The organism is Amycolatopsis sp. GA6-003, assembly GCF_046267895.1.
Taxonomy (GTDB): Bacteria; Actinomycetota; Actinomycetes; order Mycobacteriales; family Pseudonocardiaceae; genus Amycolatopsis.
The window spans coordinates 8,670,375-8,685,525 of the sequence record NZ_CP176499.1 but is presented as its reverse complement, the minus strand read 5'-3'; the positions used below and the strand labels follow the sequence as shown (position 1 = coordinate 8,685,525).

Sequence of the window (15,151 nt, the reverse complement as noted above, 5' to 3'; positions counted from 1 at the left end):
CAGTTTCGGTACATTGCCCGCGTGAGTGCCGCCGAAGTCCGTCCCGCGAACCCGTCCGACGCCGCGGAGATCGCCCGCATCCAGCGGCTGACCTGGCGGGCCGCCTACGCCGGCCTCCTGGGCGGCGAAGCCATCGACGAACTCGACAAGGCCGACCTCGAGGGCACCTGGACCGAGACCATCGAGTACCCCGATTCGCGCGTCTACCTGGCCACCGAAGGGTCGTTCACGGTCGGCTACTGCGTCGCGGGCCCGGCCCCGCGCGACGAAGCCGCCGCGGCCGACGGGTCGGCCCCGGAAGACGCTCCCGGATTGATCGCGTCGCTGGTGGTCGAACCGCGCTGGGGACGTCGCGGGCACGGCGGGCGGCTGCTTGCGACCGCCGCCGCCGGCCTGCGCGCGGACGGCCTGAGCCGCGGCATCACCTGGGTCGCCCAGTCCGACCACGCGACGCTCGGCTTCTACCGCCGCGCCGGCTGGTCCCCCGACGGCACCGTGCGCACCCTCGACACCGGCCGCGGCACGCTGCGCGAAGTGCGGATCACCGGCACGCTGGAGCTGGAACTCACGCAGTGACCGGCTCTTCGCGCTTCGCGAAGACCACCCAGCGCATCACCGAGTACATGAACACGCCCTCGCACGCCCCGGCGATCAGCCGCGACAGGTGGTACTCCACGCCCAGCGCGGCCAATCCCGCGCCCAGCCCGAGCAAAAACGCTGCGTAGTTCACCGCGATCGCCACCGCGTACAGCACCGCCTGACGGCCCACCGGCGCGTGCGAACGGAAGTTGAGCGCGCGGTTCAGCACGAAACTCAGCCCGAACGCGACCACGTACGCGACGCTGATCGACAACCACACCGGCCACCCGAGCCCGCCGTGGAACAACGTCAGCAGCAGCAGATCGACGCCGAACGTGAAGCCGTTGAGCACCGCGAAACCGAGGAAACTCGGCGCGACGATCCGGGACAGCCCGAACGGCAGCACGCGCACGACGGCGGCGCACAGCCCGGCGAAACGGTCGGCGATCGGCACCTCAGGCACCTGCCCGATCCTGGCAGCGGAAGGTGTCCGGAACCGGTCGGCCAGGTGATCTTCTGGGGCTGGCTCCCGGGGAAAGAGTGGGGTTAACCCCCGTGATCTTTCCGTGATGGCTGCTAGCTTGGAGTGAGCGGGGACACGGACGGGGGTGACGCGGATGGGATGGGTGCTCCTGACCCTCGGCGTCGCCTTCGGCTCGGCGCTCGTGCCGCTGGTCAACGCCGAACTCTTCGTCATCGGCCTGTGCGCGAGCCAGCACAGCGTGCACTGGCTGTGGCTCGGCGGCGCGGTCGCGGTCGGGCAGATCGCCGGGAAACTGCTGTACTACCTGGCCGCACGCGGCTCGATCCGGCTGCCGAAATTCCTGCACGACCGGCTGCACCGCGAACGCCCGCTGACGCCGCGGCGGGTCCGCTGGCAGCTGCGCACCAAGGCGATCCGCGGCAAAATCGAGGCGCTGCGCGAACGCTGCCAGCGCCATCCGCACTGGATGACCGGCACCTACGGGGTCAGCTCGCTCGTCGGGCTGCCGCCGTTCATGGCGACGAGCGTGCTGGCCGGGATGGTCCGGATGCGGCTGTCGACGTTCCTCGCCGCGGGCTTGGCCGGGCGGTGGGTGCGGTTCAGCCTGCTGGCCGCTTCGCCCGCGATGTTCGCCGGATGGCTGCAGTAATTCCCTGCGATGATGGCGGGATGCGCGAACTGGTCTACCTGTCCGAGCGCAAACTCCGGCAGTTCGATCTCCAGCGCCGGCGATGGCCGGGCCGGGGCCGCGTCGAGGGCGAGGTCAAGATCCCCGGCGTGGGCGGGCTGAAGGTCGGCCCCGGGCCGGGAGAACCGCCCGCCGCGGACCTGGACGCGGTCCTCGCCGCGCTGGACTCCTCGGACCGGGCGGCCAAGTGGTTCGCCGACGACGGCGTGCGTCCGGGCGACTGGGTGCAGTTCGAAGCGCCGATGAGCTACACGTGCGCGTGGTTCGCCGCCGTGTTCGTCGACCTGGACCAGGCCACCGAAAGCTATCCGACCGGCGGCGCGATCCGGCTGCTGCTGCACGGTTCCGAGCAGCACCTGGCGGGAGCCCAGTCCGGCCGCGGCAATTACGACGCCTCCGCCGGGTACCTGCCGGAGCCCACCGGTTCCGATCTCTTGCGGGTCGTCACCCTGCTCAAGCGTCTCCCGGACGACACCGGGCAGTCGCTGTTCACGGAAGCCGGCGACGACCCGCTGTCCGAGAAGTTCGGCCGGGTCGTCGACGCGCTCTCCGAACGGCTGGCCGTGCGCCACACCGGGGCGTGGATGGGCGGCTACGCCCGGGTCACCGGGGTCCTCGGGCACACCGCGGAACGCCGGATCGTGACCGCCACCCCGCTGTACGTCGAGTACCTCTCCGAACCCGGCTGACCGCTACTTGCCTTCCGCGGCTTCCAGTTCGATCGCCTTGCGCATCGTCGCCCGGGCCCGCCGCCGGTCCCCCGCGATGTCGTACGCGTACGCCAGCCGGTACCAGGCCCGCCAATCCTCTTGGCTCGCCTCGACTTCCGCGCGCCGCTGGTCGAACCACGCGTCCGCGGCGTCGCGGTCCACCCGGCCGGACGGGCGGCGCGGCAGGTCCGACACGTCCGGCAGGCCGCCCTCGGCGTCCAGCCGCCGCGACAGCCGCTGGATCTGCATGCCGGACCGCCACGTCACCACGACGATCCACACGCCCAGCAGCGGCAGCAGGAACACCCCGACGCCGAGCGCGATCCCGGCCGGCGTCCCGGTGCCGAGCAGCGCCACGGCCCGGTCCGCCAGCAGGACCAGGTACACCACGAGCGCCGCTGTCATCAGCAGCGCGAAATTGCGGGCTTTCACAGGTCGAGCACGTTCTCCAGGCCGACCGTCAGGCCGGGACGCGACACCACCGAGCGCACGCCGAGCAGCACGCCCGGCATGAACGACGTCCGGTCCAGCGAATCGTGCCGGATGGTCAGGGTTTCCCCCTCGCCGCCGAACAGGATCTCCTCGTGCGCCACCAGACCCGGGAGACGGACGGAGTGCACGTGGACGTCCTCGACCGAAGCGCCGCGGGCACCGTCCACTTCGGACGTCGTGGCGTCCGGGCCGGGCGCGACCCCGGCCTCGGCCCGGGCGGCGGCGATCATCCGCGCGGTGTGCGCGGCGGTGCCGGACGGGGCGTCGGCCTTGCGGTTGTGGTGCAGTTCGATGATCTCGGCCGAGGCGTAGAACTTCGCCGCCTGCGCCGCGAAACGCATCGCCAGCACCGCGCCGAGCGCGAAGTTCGGCGCGATCAGCACGCCCACCGACGGCTTGTCCGCCAGCAGCCCGCGCACTTCGGCCAGCCGCTCCTCGCTGAACCCGGTGGTGCCGACGACCGCGTGCAGGTCGTGCGCGATCAGCCAGCGCAGGTTGTCCATCACCGCGTCCGGATGCGTGAAGTCCACGACCACCTGGGCCTTCTCCAGCGCGGCGAAATCGTCGCCGGCGTCCAGAGCGGCCACCAGTTCCTGGTCCGCGGCGCCCTCCACGGCTTTCACCACGGTGGCGCCCATGCGGCCGCGCGCTCCCAGCACGCCGACGCGGATCGGGGACTCGGTCATGACGCGATCACCTCGTGCAGATCGTCGGGCAGGTCGTCGGCGTGAGCGTACGGCCCCACCACCGCCGCGGACGACACCCCGCCGGGGCGCCGCAGCAGAGTGCGAGCGAGCGCACACACGTCTTCGGTGGTGACCGCGTCGATCCGCGCGATCGTGTCGTCCACGCCCAGGTACCGGGCGTAGTTCAGCTCGTTCTTGCCGATCCGGGACATCCGCGACGACGTGTCCTCCAGGCCCAGCACGAGCCCGCCGCGCAGCTGCCCCTTGGCGCGTGCGACCTCGGCGTCGGACAGCCCGTCCGCGGCGACCGAGTCGAGCACCTCGCGGATCACGCCGGCGACCTGGCCCAGCCGCTCCGGCTGGCAGCCCGCGTAAACCGACATGTGCCCGAGGTCGGCGTAGCTCGCCACCGACGAATACACCTGGTACGCCAGCCCGCGGCGTTCGCGGATCTCCTGGAACAGCCGCGAACTCATGCCGCCGCCGAGCGCCGCGTTGAGCACCGACAGCGTGAACCGGCGCTCGTCGTGCCGCGGCAGCGCGCGGAAGCCGAGCATCACGTGCGCCTGCTCGGTGTCGTCCGGGTGCAGCGCCAGCTTCGGCACCGTCTTCAGCCGCGCCCGGCCGGACCGCGGCGCGACCGGCGTCGCGGCGCCGCCGAGCCGGTCCTTCAGCGCGCGCTTGACCAGCCGCAGCACCTGGCCGTGCTCGACGTTCCCGGCGACCGCGAGCACCATCCGCGGCAGGGTGTAGCGACGGCGGTAGAAGCCGCGCAGCGCGACCGGCGACATCTCGGTGATGGACTTTTCCGTGCCCAGCACCGGACGGCCCAGCGGATGGTCGCCGAGGATCGCGCTGACGAACTCCTCGTGCAGCAAGTCTTCCGGATCGTCGTCGCGCATCGCGATTTCTTCGAGGACGACGCTGCGTTCCATGTCCATGTCGCGATCGGTGCACTGCGCTTCGAAGACGACGTCGGTGACGAGGTCGAGCGCGAGCGGCAGGTCCGCGTCGAGGACTTGGGCGTAGTAGCAGGTGTGCTCTTTCGCGGTGAAGGCGTTGAATTCGCCGCCGACCGCGTCGATTTCCTCGGCGATCTGGGTGGCGTCGCGGTGGGTGGTTCCCTTGAACAGCAAGTGTTCCAGGTAGTGCGCGGCACCGGCGACGGGAGCCGGTTCGTCGCGGGAACCGACGCCGACCCAGAGGCCGACTGTCGCGGACCGGGAAGCCGGGACGTGCTCGGTGATCACCCGCAGGCCGCCGGGAAGGACGCTCCGCTTGACGACCGCACCGTCCGAAGTGGACTCGAGCGTACGGGTGGTGCCGACGGGCTGCTCGTGCCCGGAAACCTGCCGTGCCAATGCAATCCTTTGCTCACATGCGGTGAAGGCCCCCTCCCCGGCCGGAGAGGGGGCCTTCACGGACCAAGCTGTGCGGGACGAGCCTTACTTGGCTTCGGTCTTCTCCGCCTCGGCGTCGCCTTCGGCCGGCTTCGCCGCGTCGTCTTCCTTGACCACGATCAGGCTGATCTTGCCGCGGTTGTCGATGTCGGCGATCTCGACGCGGATCTTGTCGCCGACGTTCACCACGTCCTCGACCTTCGCGATCCGCTTGCCGTTGCCCAGCTTCGAGATGTGCACGAGGCCGTCCTTGCCCGGCAGCAGCGAGACGAACGCGCCGAACGCGGCCGTCTTCACCACGGTGCCCAGGAAGCGCTCGCCGACCTTCGGCAGCTGCGGGTTGGCGATGGCGTTGATCTTGCCGATCGCCGCCTCCGCCGACGGGCCGTCGGCCGCGCCCACGTAGATCGTGCCGTCGTCCTCGATCGAGATGTCGGCGCCGGTCTCCTCGGTGATCGAGTTGATCATCTTGCCCTTCGGCCCGATGACCTCGCCGATCTTGTCGACCGGGATCTTCACCGACGTGACGCGCGGGGCGTACGGGCTCATCTCGTCCGGGCCGTCGATCGCCTCGGCGATGACGTCCAGGATGGTGAGGCGAGCGTCCTTCGCCTGCTTCAGCGCGGCCGCGAGCACCTCGGACGGGATGCCGTCCAGCTTGGTGTCCAGCTGCAGCGCGGTGATGATGTCCTTCGTGCCGGCGACCTTGAAGTCCATGTCGCCCAGCGCGTCCTCGGCGCCGAGGATGTCGGTGAGGGCGACGTAGCGGGTCTCCCCGTCGACCTCGTCGGACACCAGGCCCATCGCGATGCCCGCGACCGGGGCCTTCAGCGGCACGCCGGCGTTGAGCAGGCCCATGGTGGACGCGCAGACCGAGCCCATCGAGGTCGAGCCGTTGGAGCCCAGCGCCTCGGAGACCTGGCGGATCGCGTACGGGAACTCGTCCCGCTTCGGCAGGACCGGGACCAAGGCGCGCTCGGCGAGCATGCCGTGGCCGATCTCGCGCCGCTTCGGCGAGCCGACGCGGCCGGTCTCGCCGGTGGAGAACGGCGGGAAATTGTAGTGGTGCAGGTAGCGCTTCGTCGTCTCCGGCGACAGCGAGTCGATCTGCTGCTCCATCCGGAGCATGTTCAGCGTGGTGATGCCCAGGATCTGGGTCTCGCCGCGCTCGAACAGCGCCGAGCCGTGCGCCCGCGGGACCACGGCGACCTCGGCCGAGAGCTGGCGGATGTCGGTCAGGCCGCGGCCGTCCATCCGGATCTTCTCGGTGAGGACGCGGTTGCGCATGATCTTCTTGGTCAGCGCCTTGAACGCGCCGCCGACCTCCTTGTCGCGGCCCTCGAAGGCTTCGCCCTCGCCGAGGCCGAGCTTCTCCAGGACAGCGGCCTTGACCTCGTCGGTCGCGGCGTCGCGCTCCTGCTTGCCGGGGATCTGCAGCGCCTTGGCCAGCTCGTCGGACGCGATCGCGGCGACGGCCTCGTAGATGTCCGGCTGGTAGGCCGGGTACACCGGGAACTCGCCGGTCGGCTTCGCGGCGTCGGCGGCCAGGCGCTGCTGCGCCTCGCACAGCACGCGGATGAACGGCTTCGCGGCCTCCAGGCCCTCGGCCACCGCGGCCTCGTCGGGAGCCTTGCCGCCGGCGGCGATCAGGTCGAGCGTGTGCTCGGTGCCCTCGGCCTCGACCATCATGATCGCGACGTCGTCCCCGACGATGCGGCCGGCGACCACCATGTTGAAGGTGGCCTTCTCGAGCTGCGGCCAGGTCGGGAACGCGACCCACTGGTCCTCGATCAGCGCGACGCGCACGCCGCCGACCGGGCCGGAGAACGGCAGGCCGGCGATCTGGGTCGAGGCCGACGCGGCGTTGATCGCCAGCACGTCGTACGGGTCGTCCGGGTTGAGGCTCTGGACGGTGATGACGACCTGGATCTCGTTGCGGAGGCCGTCGGCGAAGGACGGGCGCAGCGGGCGGTCGATCAGCCGGGCGGTGAGGATCGCGTCGGTCGACGGGCGGCCTTCGCGGCGGAAGAACGCGCCCGGGATGCGGCCGGCGGCGTACATCCGCTCCTCGACGTCCACGGTCAGCGGGAAGAAGTCGAAGTGCTCCTTCGGGTGCTTCGACGCCGTGGTCGCCGACAGCAGCATGGTCTCTTCGTCCAGGTACGCGACGACGGCGCCGGCGGCCTGCTTGGCGAGCCGGCCGGTCTCGAACCGGACGGTGCGGGTGCCGAACCGGCCGTTGTCCAGAACGGCTTCGGTCTCGAACACGGTGACTCCGGTGGAGTCGGTCATATGGTCAATCTCCTCTTTGGTTCCTTCGTACGGCGAGAGTCTCCCACTGTGGGACCCGGTTCGCCCGAGGACGCTCGAGGAGGTGTGAGGCCGGTCTTCGATCGAAGCCCCCGGGTCCGTTGCCCGGGAACCACTACCGAGGACCGGCGGGATCGTTCCTCCAGCGCGCTCGCGCCGTGTGGGGGTGTGCTTGCGGCGAGGGGGAGCGGCTCCGGCCGCTCCCCCTCGTCAGCAGGCTATCGACGCAGGCCGAGACGCTTGATCAGGTCGCGGTACCGCGCCACGTCCACCTTTTCCGTGTAGTTCAGCAGCCGGCGGCGACGGCCGACCAGCAGCAGGAGACCGCGACGGGAGTGGTGGTCGTGCTTGTGGGTCTTCAGGTGTTCGGTGAGGCCGATGATCCGCTTGGTCAGCAGCGCGACCTGGGCCTCGGGGGATCCGGTGTCCGAGTCGTGCAGCCCGTACTCGGCGAGGATCGTCTTCTTCTCTTCGGTGGACAGCGCCACTGGTGGTGCTCCTTGTGCATCTCGTGCCGTGAGGCCCGCACCGCGCCGCGCGGCCGGGTGAGACGGTCTCGGCCGCCACGGACTGCAGCCGGACCCGATTGCCGAGGTTACCAGCCGGTTGAACTGCGGCTTCCGGCGCGTGCGGCTAGCTGGGCGGCACGGCCTCGCCCGCGCGGCGCAGCCGCCAGGTGCGCAGCGTGCGGTACGGGCTTCCGCCGCCCATCAGCTCGACGCGGTCCGCGGTCCAGACCCGGCTGCGGAAACCGGCCAGCTGCTCCGTCCACGCCGTCGGCGGCTGCGTGCGGGAGCACCGCGCCAGCGTCAGATGCGGCCGGTAGGGACGGTCTTCGCCGGGGCCCAGGGTCGCGGCCGCGGCGAGATCGGCCAGGTCCTCCCCTGCCACTCCCAACCACAGCACGCCCGGAAATGTTCCCGAACCGGCGAGCCGGACGTCAACGGATTTACGGCCGGCCAGCGCCCGGTCGAGGAAGGCACCGCAGCCGGCGGGGTCCGCCTCGCCGTAAAAGGCCAGCGTGATGTGCCAGCCGACCGGGTCGGACCAGCGCAGCAGCCGGTCCCTGGCGCCGAGCGCGGCGGCGATCTCGGCCGCGACGTCGGCGGGCGGGCGCAGCGCGGAGAACAGCCGCATCCGCTATTGGCCCGCTCCCGCGCGGCGGAGCAGGTCGGCGATCGCCGGGAAGTCCTCGTCGAGCAGCTTGGCCGCCTCGGCGAGGTTCTCGTCCTCGGCGACGTCGCGGATGCCCGCGAGCACGATCTTCTCGTCCGAGCTGACCGGGATGTTGTCGCGGCCGACGGTGGGCCGCGAATCGCGCACGTCCTCCAGCGCGGCCTGCATCGCGTCGCGGTCGCCCGCGGCGACCTCGGGCACCAGGATCTTGCGCTCGAGCATGATCATCCGGGCCAGCACGACCGGATTGCCGATCTTCGCCCGCCGCCCGCTCATCACCTGGCTCAGCATCGGCGCGCTGATCCCCAGCACCTCGGCCAGGAACGCCTGCGACACGTCGAAGGCCACGACCAGCCTGCGCACCCGATCGCCGAGCGGCTCCCCGTACCACTCCCGCTGCAGCGCGATGTTCCGCTGGACGATCTTGTGGTCCTCCACCTGGCTCCGCTCCCCTAGCGCTGTCGTCCCGCGGCCCGGTGCTGCCCGGCCCTGTCCGTCCCTCCGGCCCGGCGCCGCCGGCCCATCTTGCCACCCCGGACGCCCCCGCCGGGCCGGAACGCCCGATTCGCCCCGGGTCCGGCCCGCCCCGGGCCGGGTCCGCTCGGCCGTCTTCAGCCGAGCGCTTCCCTGGTCCGGGCCACGTCCTCGTCGATCTTCTTCACCAGATCGGCCGACGCCCCGAACCTCGCCTGGTCCCGCAACCGGGTGACGAAGTCCAGCGCGACGTGCTGGCCGTAGAAGTCCTCGTCGACGTCCAGCACGAACGCCTCGACGGTGCGCTCGCGGCCGGAGAACGTCGGGTTCGTGCCCACCGAAACCGCCGCGCGCAGCCGCCGGCCCGGATCGGACAGCCGGCTGAACCACGCCGTGTAGACGCCGTCGGCGGGCACGGCGGCGAACCGCGCGGTGGACAGGTTCGCCGTCGGGTAGCCCAGGTCGTGGCCCCGGCCGTCGCCGCGCACGACGATGCCCTCCAGCCGGTGCGGGCGGCCGAGCGCGTCGGCCGCGGCCACCACGTCGCCGGCGTCGATGCAGGAGCGCACGTAGGTCGAGGAGAAGGTGATGTCGTTGGCACCGCGGTCGTCGTCCAGCGAACGGCCCTGCAGTTCCGCGCCGTAGGCGACGAACCCGAAGCGGCGGCCGAGTTCGCGCAGCAGCGCTACGTTGCCCGCGGCCTTGGCCCCGAAGGTGAAGTTGTCGCCGACCAGCACCGCGGCCGCGTGCAGCCGGTCGACCAGCACCTCGTGCACGAACTCGTGCGGGCTGAGCCGGGACAGCTCCAGGGTGAAGGGCAGCACGCAGAACACGTCCACGCCGAGTCCTTCGACCAGTTCGGCCTTGCGCCGCAAGGTGGTCAGCTGCGCGGGATGGCTGCCCGGGCGCAGCACCTCGGACGGATGCGGGTCGAAGGTGAGCACCACGCTGGGCACGCCGCGTTCGGCGGCCGTCGCGACGGTGCGCTTGATCAGTTCCTGGTGCCCGCGGTGCACGCCGTCGAACACGCCGATGGTGACCACGCACCGTCCCCAGCCGCCCGGGAGGTCCCCGAGCCCACGCCACCGCTGCACTGTCTGTCAACTCTCCCCGAGCAAGGTGCCTTTGGCCTCCCACCCTATGCGGGCAGGAGGACCACCACCGAACGGGTCACTCCCTCGGCGTCGGAGGCCAGCGCGAGCACGTGGCCGTCCGGCGCGAACAGGCCGTACGTGCCGGTGATTCCCGCCGCCGGGATGCGCCTGCCGTACTGGACGGCCTTGGCGGTGGCGGCGTCGAGATCCCGGCGCGGGAACGCGGCGGCGACGGCGGCGTCGAGGTCCAGCGACAGTTCGGGGCTTTCTTCGAGCTGGTCGAGCGTGCGCGCGCGGGCGAGCGTGAACGGCCCGACGGTGGTGCGGCGCAAGGCTTTCAGGTGCCCGCCGACGCCGAGCCCGGCGCCGAGATCGCGGGCGAGCGCGCGGACGTAGGTGCCGGACGAGCATTCGACGATCGCGTCGAGTTCGATCCGGTCCTCCTCGCGGCGGAGACCGAGAACGTCGAACCGGTGCACGGTCACCGGCCGCGGCGGGAGGACGACGTCTTCCCCCGCGCGCACCCGGGCGTAGGCGCGCTTGCCGTCGATCTTGACGGCGGAGACGGCGCTGGGCACCTGCTGGATGTCGCCGGTCAGCCGCGCGATGCCGTCGGCGATCCGCTCGTCGGCGACCGCGGCGAGGGTTTCCGGCGCGGCGTCGTCGCCGAGCGGCTCGCCTTCGGCGTCGTCGGTGGTGGTGGCCCGGCCGAGCGACAGCGTGGCGAGGTAGGTCTTGCGGTCGAGGGCGAGGTGGCCGAGGAGTTTCGTGGCGCGCTCGATGCCGAGCACGAGCACGCCGGTCGCCATCGGGTCGAGCGTGCCGGCGTGGCCGACCTTGCGGGTGCCCATGATCCGCCGCGCCCGCGCGACCACGTCGTGCGACGTCATTCCCGCCGGTTTGTCGACGATGAGCAGTCCGGGAGGAGGGGCGGGACGGGACGGTTTTTTCGGGCGAGACACGGCGGAAACCCTACCTAGCCGGGGTTTCCGGGCCGACGGCCGGTTCGGGCTGGTGGGCCGGGGCTGGGGCGGGGTGGGTGCGGCGGGTGTGTTGGACAGCCGCCCGGCTCGGGCGGGCTGGGCGGCCGATCGGATCGGGCGAACGGCTCGGGCAGACGCACCGGAACCAGGTAGATCCCCAGCGGGTGCTCGCCGTCGGCGAGCACCCGGCGCACGGGATCACGCGGCGGCTCTCGGCCAGCGAGCCGAACTCGGCGCGGACGGGGCTGGCCGGGCCCGGCCGGGGACGTGGCTGCTGGGCTGACCGATCCGGGCGACCGTCCGGGTCAGTACCTCGGCGTTTAGGCGGCGGCCACGACGTCTTCCGGGGCGCGGTCCCAGCGGTGCCGCCGGATCCGGACCGGGACCTCTTCCCCGCGCGCCTCCGCGGCGAAAACCTGGGCGCGGGCCCGCCGCCACCACACCAGCATCCGCGACGCGCCCAGTGCCAGCACGGCCACGATGACCAGCAAGGAGATCCGGAAGTTGCCGCCGGTCGCCTCGAGGAGGATGCCGATCAGCAGGGCGGTCACGGTGGTCGCGAGGAAGCCGCCGACGTTCACCACTCCGGTCGCGGTGCCGACGCGGGACAGCGGGTTGTAGTCGCGGGCGACGGCGAAGCCGATCATCGACGCCGGGCCGCCCAGGGTGAGGAACGCGAACGCCGGGATCAGGACGCCCACCGGGACGTGGCCGTTCCAGCCGAGCAGCACCGCCCACACCAGCGTCGCTCCGGCGAGGTAGCCGACGACCAGCGGCACCCGCAGCGCCGGGGCCCGGCCGATCACCGCGCCCAGCAGCGGGCCGCCCGCCATCGAGCCGAACACGAACACCGTCAGCAGCGCGCTGGCGGTCGCCGCGGGCAGGCCCTCGCCCTGCACCAGGAAAGGCATGCCCCACAACAGAGTCAGCACGTTCGGCGCGAACATCGTCGAGAAGTGCACCCAGAAACCCAGCCGGGTGCCGGGGGTGCGCCAGGCGAGTTTGACCTGGCGGCCGAGTTCCGCCGGGCGCACGGGTTCGCGTTTGCGTTCCGGTGCGCCGTCGGGAGTGTCGCGGACGCGCAGCGCGACCGGCACCGAGTACAGCACCGTCACCGCGCCGACGGCGAGGAAGGTGACCGTCCATCCTGGACCGTCGAGGAGCAGGGTGAGCGGGACGGTCGCGACAAGGTTGCCGATGTAGCCGACGCAGGAGGTGAAGGACGCGAGCAGCGCGTACCGGTGCGCGGGGAAGTGCGCGGCGACGAGCCGCAAGACGCTGACGAAAGTGAGCGCGTCGCCGAGACCGAGCACGCCGCGGGCCACGAGGCCGAGCGCGTAGGTGTCGGCGAGTCCGAGCAGCAGCTGCCCGGAGCCGAGGATCAGGACGGCGGCGGTGAGCACGCGGCGCGGGCCGTAGCGGTCGACGAGCACGCCGGTCGGGATCTGCATGGCCGCGTAAACGCCGACCTGCAGCACGGTGAAGATGCCGAGCGCGGCGGATCCGACGCCGAAGCGTTCGGCCGCCTTCAGCCCGGCGACGCCGAACGAGGTGCGGTGGAAAACAGCGAGCAGGTACACCGTGACCGCGGTGAGCCAGATGAGCCAGGACCGGACAGGGGCGCGGCCGGCGGGCGTCAAGAGTTCCTCCAGAGTGCGGGCGAGCGTCGGGACAGCGGAGGACGACGACGCTGCCGCCTCGATAGTTGTATCGCCTCAGCAACCTCGATACATAGCCGTAACCGGGGTGTGTTTCACCACAAATCGACTTCGCCGCGGATCCCGACGACCGTTTCGCCGCCGACCCACACGTCGTCGCCGTCCCGCTCGACGTGCACCCGCCCGCGCCTGCCGAGCCGCGTGCCCTGCGCCGCGACGTACGACTCGGGCGCGATGCCCTCGCCGATCAGCCACTGGCCGAGCGCCGCGTTGAGGCTGCCGGTGACCGGGTCCTCGACGACGTCGCTGAACGCGCGGACCTCGAACGCCGTGTCCGATCCGGGCGGCTGCGCACCGGCGACGCCCACCTTGTACGAGCCGAGCACGCCGAAGTCCGGCTCGATCGCGAGAACGGTCGCCGCGTCGCGCAGCAGCAGCGCGACCCAGCCGGGGCCGTTGTCCGCCCAGCGCGCGTCGAGGACGTCGGCGTCGCCAAGGCGCAGACCGCGTTTCACCGCGGCGAGATCCGCGTCGTCCACCGGGCCGCCTCGGCGCAGCGGAGGCGCGGCGAACGCCAGCCGGTCGCCGTCGCGGCGCACCCGGACCAGCCCGGCCCCGCATTCCTGCACGAGATGCCCGGCTTTCGGCTCTCCCCCGGCGGCCAGCCACGCCCGCGCCGACCCGAGCGTCGGATGCCCGGCGAAGGGCAGCTCGCCGTGCGGGGTGAAGATCCGCACGCGGTAGTCGGCGGCCGGGTCGGACGGCTCGAGCAGGAACGTGGTCTCGCTGAGGTTGGTCCAGCTCGCGAACGCGGCCATCCGCTCGTCGGACAGCCCGTCCGCGCCGTGCACGACCGCGAGCGGGTTGCCTCGGGCGAGTTCGTCGGCGAAGACGTCGACCTGGGTGAACTTCGGCATGCGCCCACCCAAGCATCCGCCGGGCGACGGCGGCGAGCGGGTTTCTCCGTTACGCCATCACGCCTCCCGCACCGCGCCGACCACGGCCCACCGCCCGGACCGCCACCGCGCCACCACCGCCGCCAGCCGGAACACCATGAACAGCGACAATCCGGTCCAGATCCCGCTCAGCCCCCAGCCCAGCGCCAGCGACAGCCAGATCAGCGGCAGGAAGCCGAGCCCGGCGCTGACGAGCGTCGCGGTGCGCAGGAAGGCGGCGTCGCCCGCGCCGAGCAGCACGCCGTCGAGCGCGAACACCACCCCCGCGATCGGTTGCAGCGCCACGAAGAACCACCAGGCGTGCGGGATTTCGCCGAGCACTCCCGGATCGGACGTGAACGCGTGCGGCAGGACGCCCCACAACGCCGCGAACAGCACGCACAGGAAGCAGCCGAGGATCAGGCCGTATCCGGTGATCTGCGTGGCCACCCCGCGCGCCTGCCGCGCCGCTCCCGCGCCGAGCGCCGCGCCGACGAGCGATTGCGCGGCGATCGCGACCGAATCGAGCACCAGGGACAGGAACGTCCACAGCTGCAGGACCACCTGGTGCGCCCCGACCGCCTCGGTCGAGGTGCGCGCGGCCACCGCGGCGGCGGAAACGAAGCACGCCTGGAACGCGAAACTGCGCAGCACCAGGTCCCGGCCGAGACCCAGTTGCGCCCGCATCACCCGGAAATCCGGCCGCAGCGGCACCTTTTCCCGCACCAGCGCGGCGACGAACATCGACGCCGACACGACCTGCGCGACGACGTTCGCGATCGCCGACCCCTCCAGCCCGAGACCGGCCGCGTACACCAGCACCGGGCACAGGACGGCGGAGATTCCGTTGCCCGCCAGCACATAACGCAGCGGGCGGGTGGCGTCCTGCACGCCGCGCATCCAGCCGTTGCCCGCCATCGTGACGAGGATCAGCGGCGCGCCGAACAACGCGATCCGCAGCCACGACACCGCCGCCGCGGCGATCTCGTCGCTGCCCGAAAGCGCGCGGGCGATCGGCCCGGCCAGCAGTTGCCCCGCGACGAGCAGCACCAGCCCGACCAGCACGCCGAGCCAGGTGGCCTGCACGCCCTCGCGGACCGCGTCGGAGCGCCTGCCCGCGCCGTGCAGCCGCGCGGTGCGCGAAGTGGTGCCGTAGGACAGGAAGGTGAGCTGCGTGGAGACCTGCGACAACACGACGCCGCCCAGCGCGAGGCCGGCGAGCGGCAGCGCCCCGAGATGGCCGACGACGGCGGTGTCGACCAGCACGTAGAGCGGTTCGGCGGCGAGCACGCCGAGCGCGGGCACGGCGAGGCCGAACACTCGGCGGGGCGGGATGCGGTCACCGCTGACGGCGGTGGTCGTGGCGTTTTCGGACACGGGACGAGAGTAGCCACCGGGACCGACAATTCCGGCGGCCCGGAGGTCGAGGACGACCGGACTCCGGCGAACCTGGCGCGGAATTCGCTTGCCGCGCAAGGGAAT

General features: G+C 71.9%; 16 protein-coding genes. 3 read left to right on the top strand and 13 right to left on the bottom strand.

The features are described 5' to 3' along the window. Positions 1-21: 21 nt before the first annotated feature. Complete coding sequence (locus tag F9C12_RS39320) at positions 22-576, top strand: GNAT family N-acetyltransferase (RefSeq protein WP_409179373.1); 555 nt, start codon at positions 22-24, stop codon at positions 574-576. Here F9C12_RS39320 and F9C12_RS39315 read toward each other — a convergent pair. Then, positions 566-1,042, bottom strand: a complete 477-nt coding sequence (locus tag F9C12_RS39315; protein ID WP_409463824.1) for a GtrA family protein — start codon at positions 1,040-1,042, stop codon at positions 566-568. The genes F9C12_RS39320 and F9C12_RS39315 overlap by 11 nt on opposite strands. A gap of 154 nt (positions 1,043-1,196) precedes the next feature. On the opposite strand from F9C12_RS39315, the gene F9C12_RS39310 reads away from it, so the two are divergent. Both F9C12_RS39310 and F9C12_RS39305 read left to right on the top strand, forming a co-directional pair. Further along, entirely contained in the window at positions 1,197-1,712 is a 516-nt protein-coding gene (locus tag F9C12_RS39310) for a hypothetical protein (RefSeq protein ID WP_409179371.1), read from the top strand. Between the two features lie 20 nt (positions 1,713-1,732). Beyond that, a complete protein-coding gene (locus F9C12_RS39305; RefSeq protein ID WP_409463823.1) occupies positions 1,733-2,440 on the top strand; it encodes an SAVMC3_10250 family protein in 708 nt (235 codons plus the stop codon). 3 nt (positions 2,441-2,443) lie between these two features. Here the strand turns inward: F9C12_RS39305 and F9C12_RS39300 are convergent, their stop codons facing one another. The 12 genes from F9C12_RS39300 to F9C12_RS39245 form a co-directional block, all read right to left on the bottom strand. After that, entirely contained in the window at positions 2,444-2,893 is a 450-nt protein-coding gene (locus tag F9C12_RS39300; protein ID WP_409179369.1) for a hypothetical protein, read from the bottom strand. Beyond that, entirely contained in the window at positions 2,890-3,639 is a 750-nt protein-coding gene (dapB, locus tag F9C12_RS39295; RefSeq protein WP_409179368.1) for a 4-hydroxy-tetrahydrodipicolinate reductase, read from the bottom strand. The genes F9C12_RS39300 and dapB overlap by 4 nt, the downstream gene beginning before the upstream one ends. After that, positions 3,636-5,000, bottom strand: coding sequence for a M16 family metallopeptidase (locus F9C12_RS39290; protein WP_409179367.1), 1,365 nt, complete (start codon positions 4,998-5,000; stop codon positions 3,636-3,638). Before F9C12_RS39290 ends, dapB begins: the two co-directional genes overlap by 4 nt. 84 nt (positions 5,001-5,084) lie before the next feature. Continuing rightward, on the bottom strand, positions 5,085-7,331 hold the full coding sequence (locus tag F9C12_RS39285; RefSeq protein ID WP_409179366.1) for a polyribonucleotide nucleotidyltransferase: 2,247 nt from the start codon (positions 7,329-7,331) through the stop codon (positions 5,085-5,087). A 236-nt stretch (positions 7,332-7,567) separates the two neighbouring features. Beyond that, positions 7,568-7,837 carry a 30S ribosomal protein S15 gene (gene rpsO / locus F9C12_RS39280; RefSeq protein ID WP_009080476.1) on the bottom strand — a complete coding sequence of 90 codons (270 nt, stop codon included), beginning with the start codon at positions 7,835-7,837 and terminating at the stop codon, positions 7,568-7,570. 145 nt (positions 7,838-7,982) lie between these two features. Next, positions 7,983-8,486, bottom strand: coding sequence for an RNA 2',3'-cyclic phosphodiesterase (gene thpR, locus F9C12_RS39275; protein WP_409463822.1), 504 nt, complete (start codon positions 8,484-8,486; stop codon positions 7,983-7,985). A 3-nt stretch (positions 8,487-8,489) separates the two neighbouring features. After that, on the bottom strand, positions 8,490-8,963 hold the full coding sequence (locus F9C12_RS39270) for a helix-turn-helix domain-containing protein (protein WP_037714715.1): 474 nt from the start codon (positions 8,961-8,963) through the stop codon (positions 8,490-8,492). A gap of 173 nt (positions 8,964-9,136) precedes the next feature. Then, complete coding sequence (locus tag F9C12_RS39265; RefSeq protein WP_409179364.1) at positions 9,137-10,093, bottom strand: bifunctional riboflavin kinase/FAD synthetase; 957 nt, start codon at positions 10,091-10,093, stop codon at positions 9,137-9,139. Positions 10,094-10,137: 44 nt separating this feature from the next. Further along, entirely contained in the window at positions 10,138-11,055 is a 918-nt protein-coding gene (truB, locus tag F9C12_RS39260; RefSeq protein WP_409463821.1) for a tRNA pseudouridine(55) synthase TruB, read from the bottom strand. 341 nt (positions 11,056-11,396) lie between these two features. Next, positions 11,397-12,716 carry an MFS transporter gene (locus F9C12_RS39255; protein ID WP_409463820.1) on the bottom strand — a complete coding sequence of 440 codons (1,320 nt, stop codon included), beginning with the start codon at positions 12,714-12,716 and terminating at the stop codon, positions 11,397-11,399. Positions 12,717-12,829: 113 nt separating this feature from the next. Next, positions 12,830-13,651 (bottom strand): PhzF family phenazine biosynthesis protein, encoded by an 822-nt coding sequence (locus F9C12_RS39250; RefSeq protein WP_409463819.1) that lies wholly within the window; start codon positions 13,649-13,651, stop codon positions 12,830-12,832. Positions 13,652-13,708: 57 nt separating this feature from the next. Then, positions 13,709-15,046, bottom strand: a complete 1,338-nt coding sequence (locus F9C12_RS39245; protein WP_409463818.1) for an MATE family efflux transporter — start codon at positions 15,044-15,046, stop codon at positions 13,709-13,711. Between the last annotated feature and the right edge of the window lie 105 nt (positions 15,047-15,151).

Coding starts and splice junctions, on each gene's coding strand:
- F9C12_RS39310 (WP_409179371.1), top strand. CDS start 1,197: ATGGGATGGGTGCTCCTGACCCTCGGCGTCGCCTTCGGCTCGGCGCTC.
- F9C12_RS39305 (WP_409463823.1), top strand. CDS start 1,733: ATGCGCGAACTGGTCTACCTGTCCGAGCGCAAACTCCGGCAGTTCGAT.
- dapB (WP_409179368.1), bottom strand. CDS start 3,639: ATGACCGAGTCCCCGATCCGCGTCGGCGTGCTGGGAGCGCGCGGCCGC.
- F9C12_RS39285 (WP_409179366.1), bottom strand. CDS start 7,331: ATGACCGACTCCACCGGAGTCACCGTGTTCGAGACCGAAGCCGTTCTG.
- thpR (WP_409463822.1), bottom strand. CDS start 8,486: ATGCGGCTGTTCTCCGCGCTGCGCCCGCCCGCCGACGTCGCGGCCGAG.
- F9C12_RS39250 (WP_409463819.1), bottom strand. CDS start 13,651: ATGCCGAAGTTCACCCAGGTCGACGTCTTCGCCGACGAACTCGCCCGA.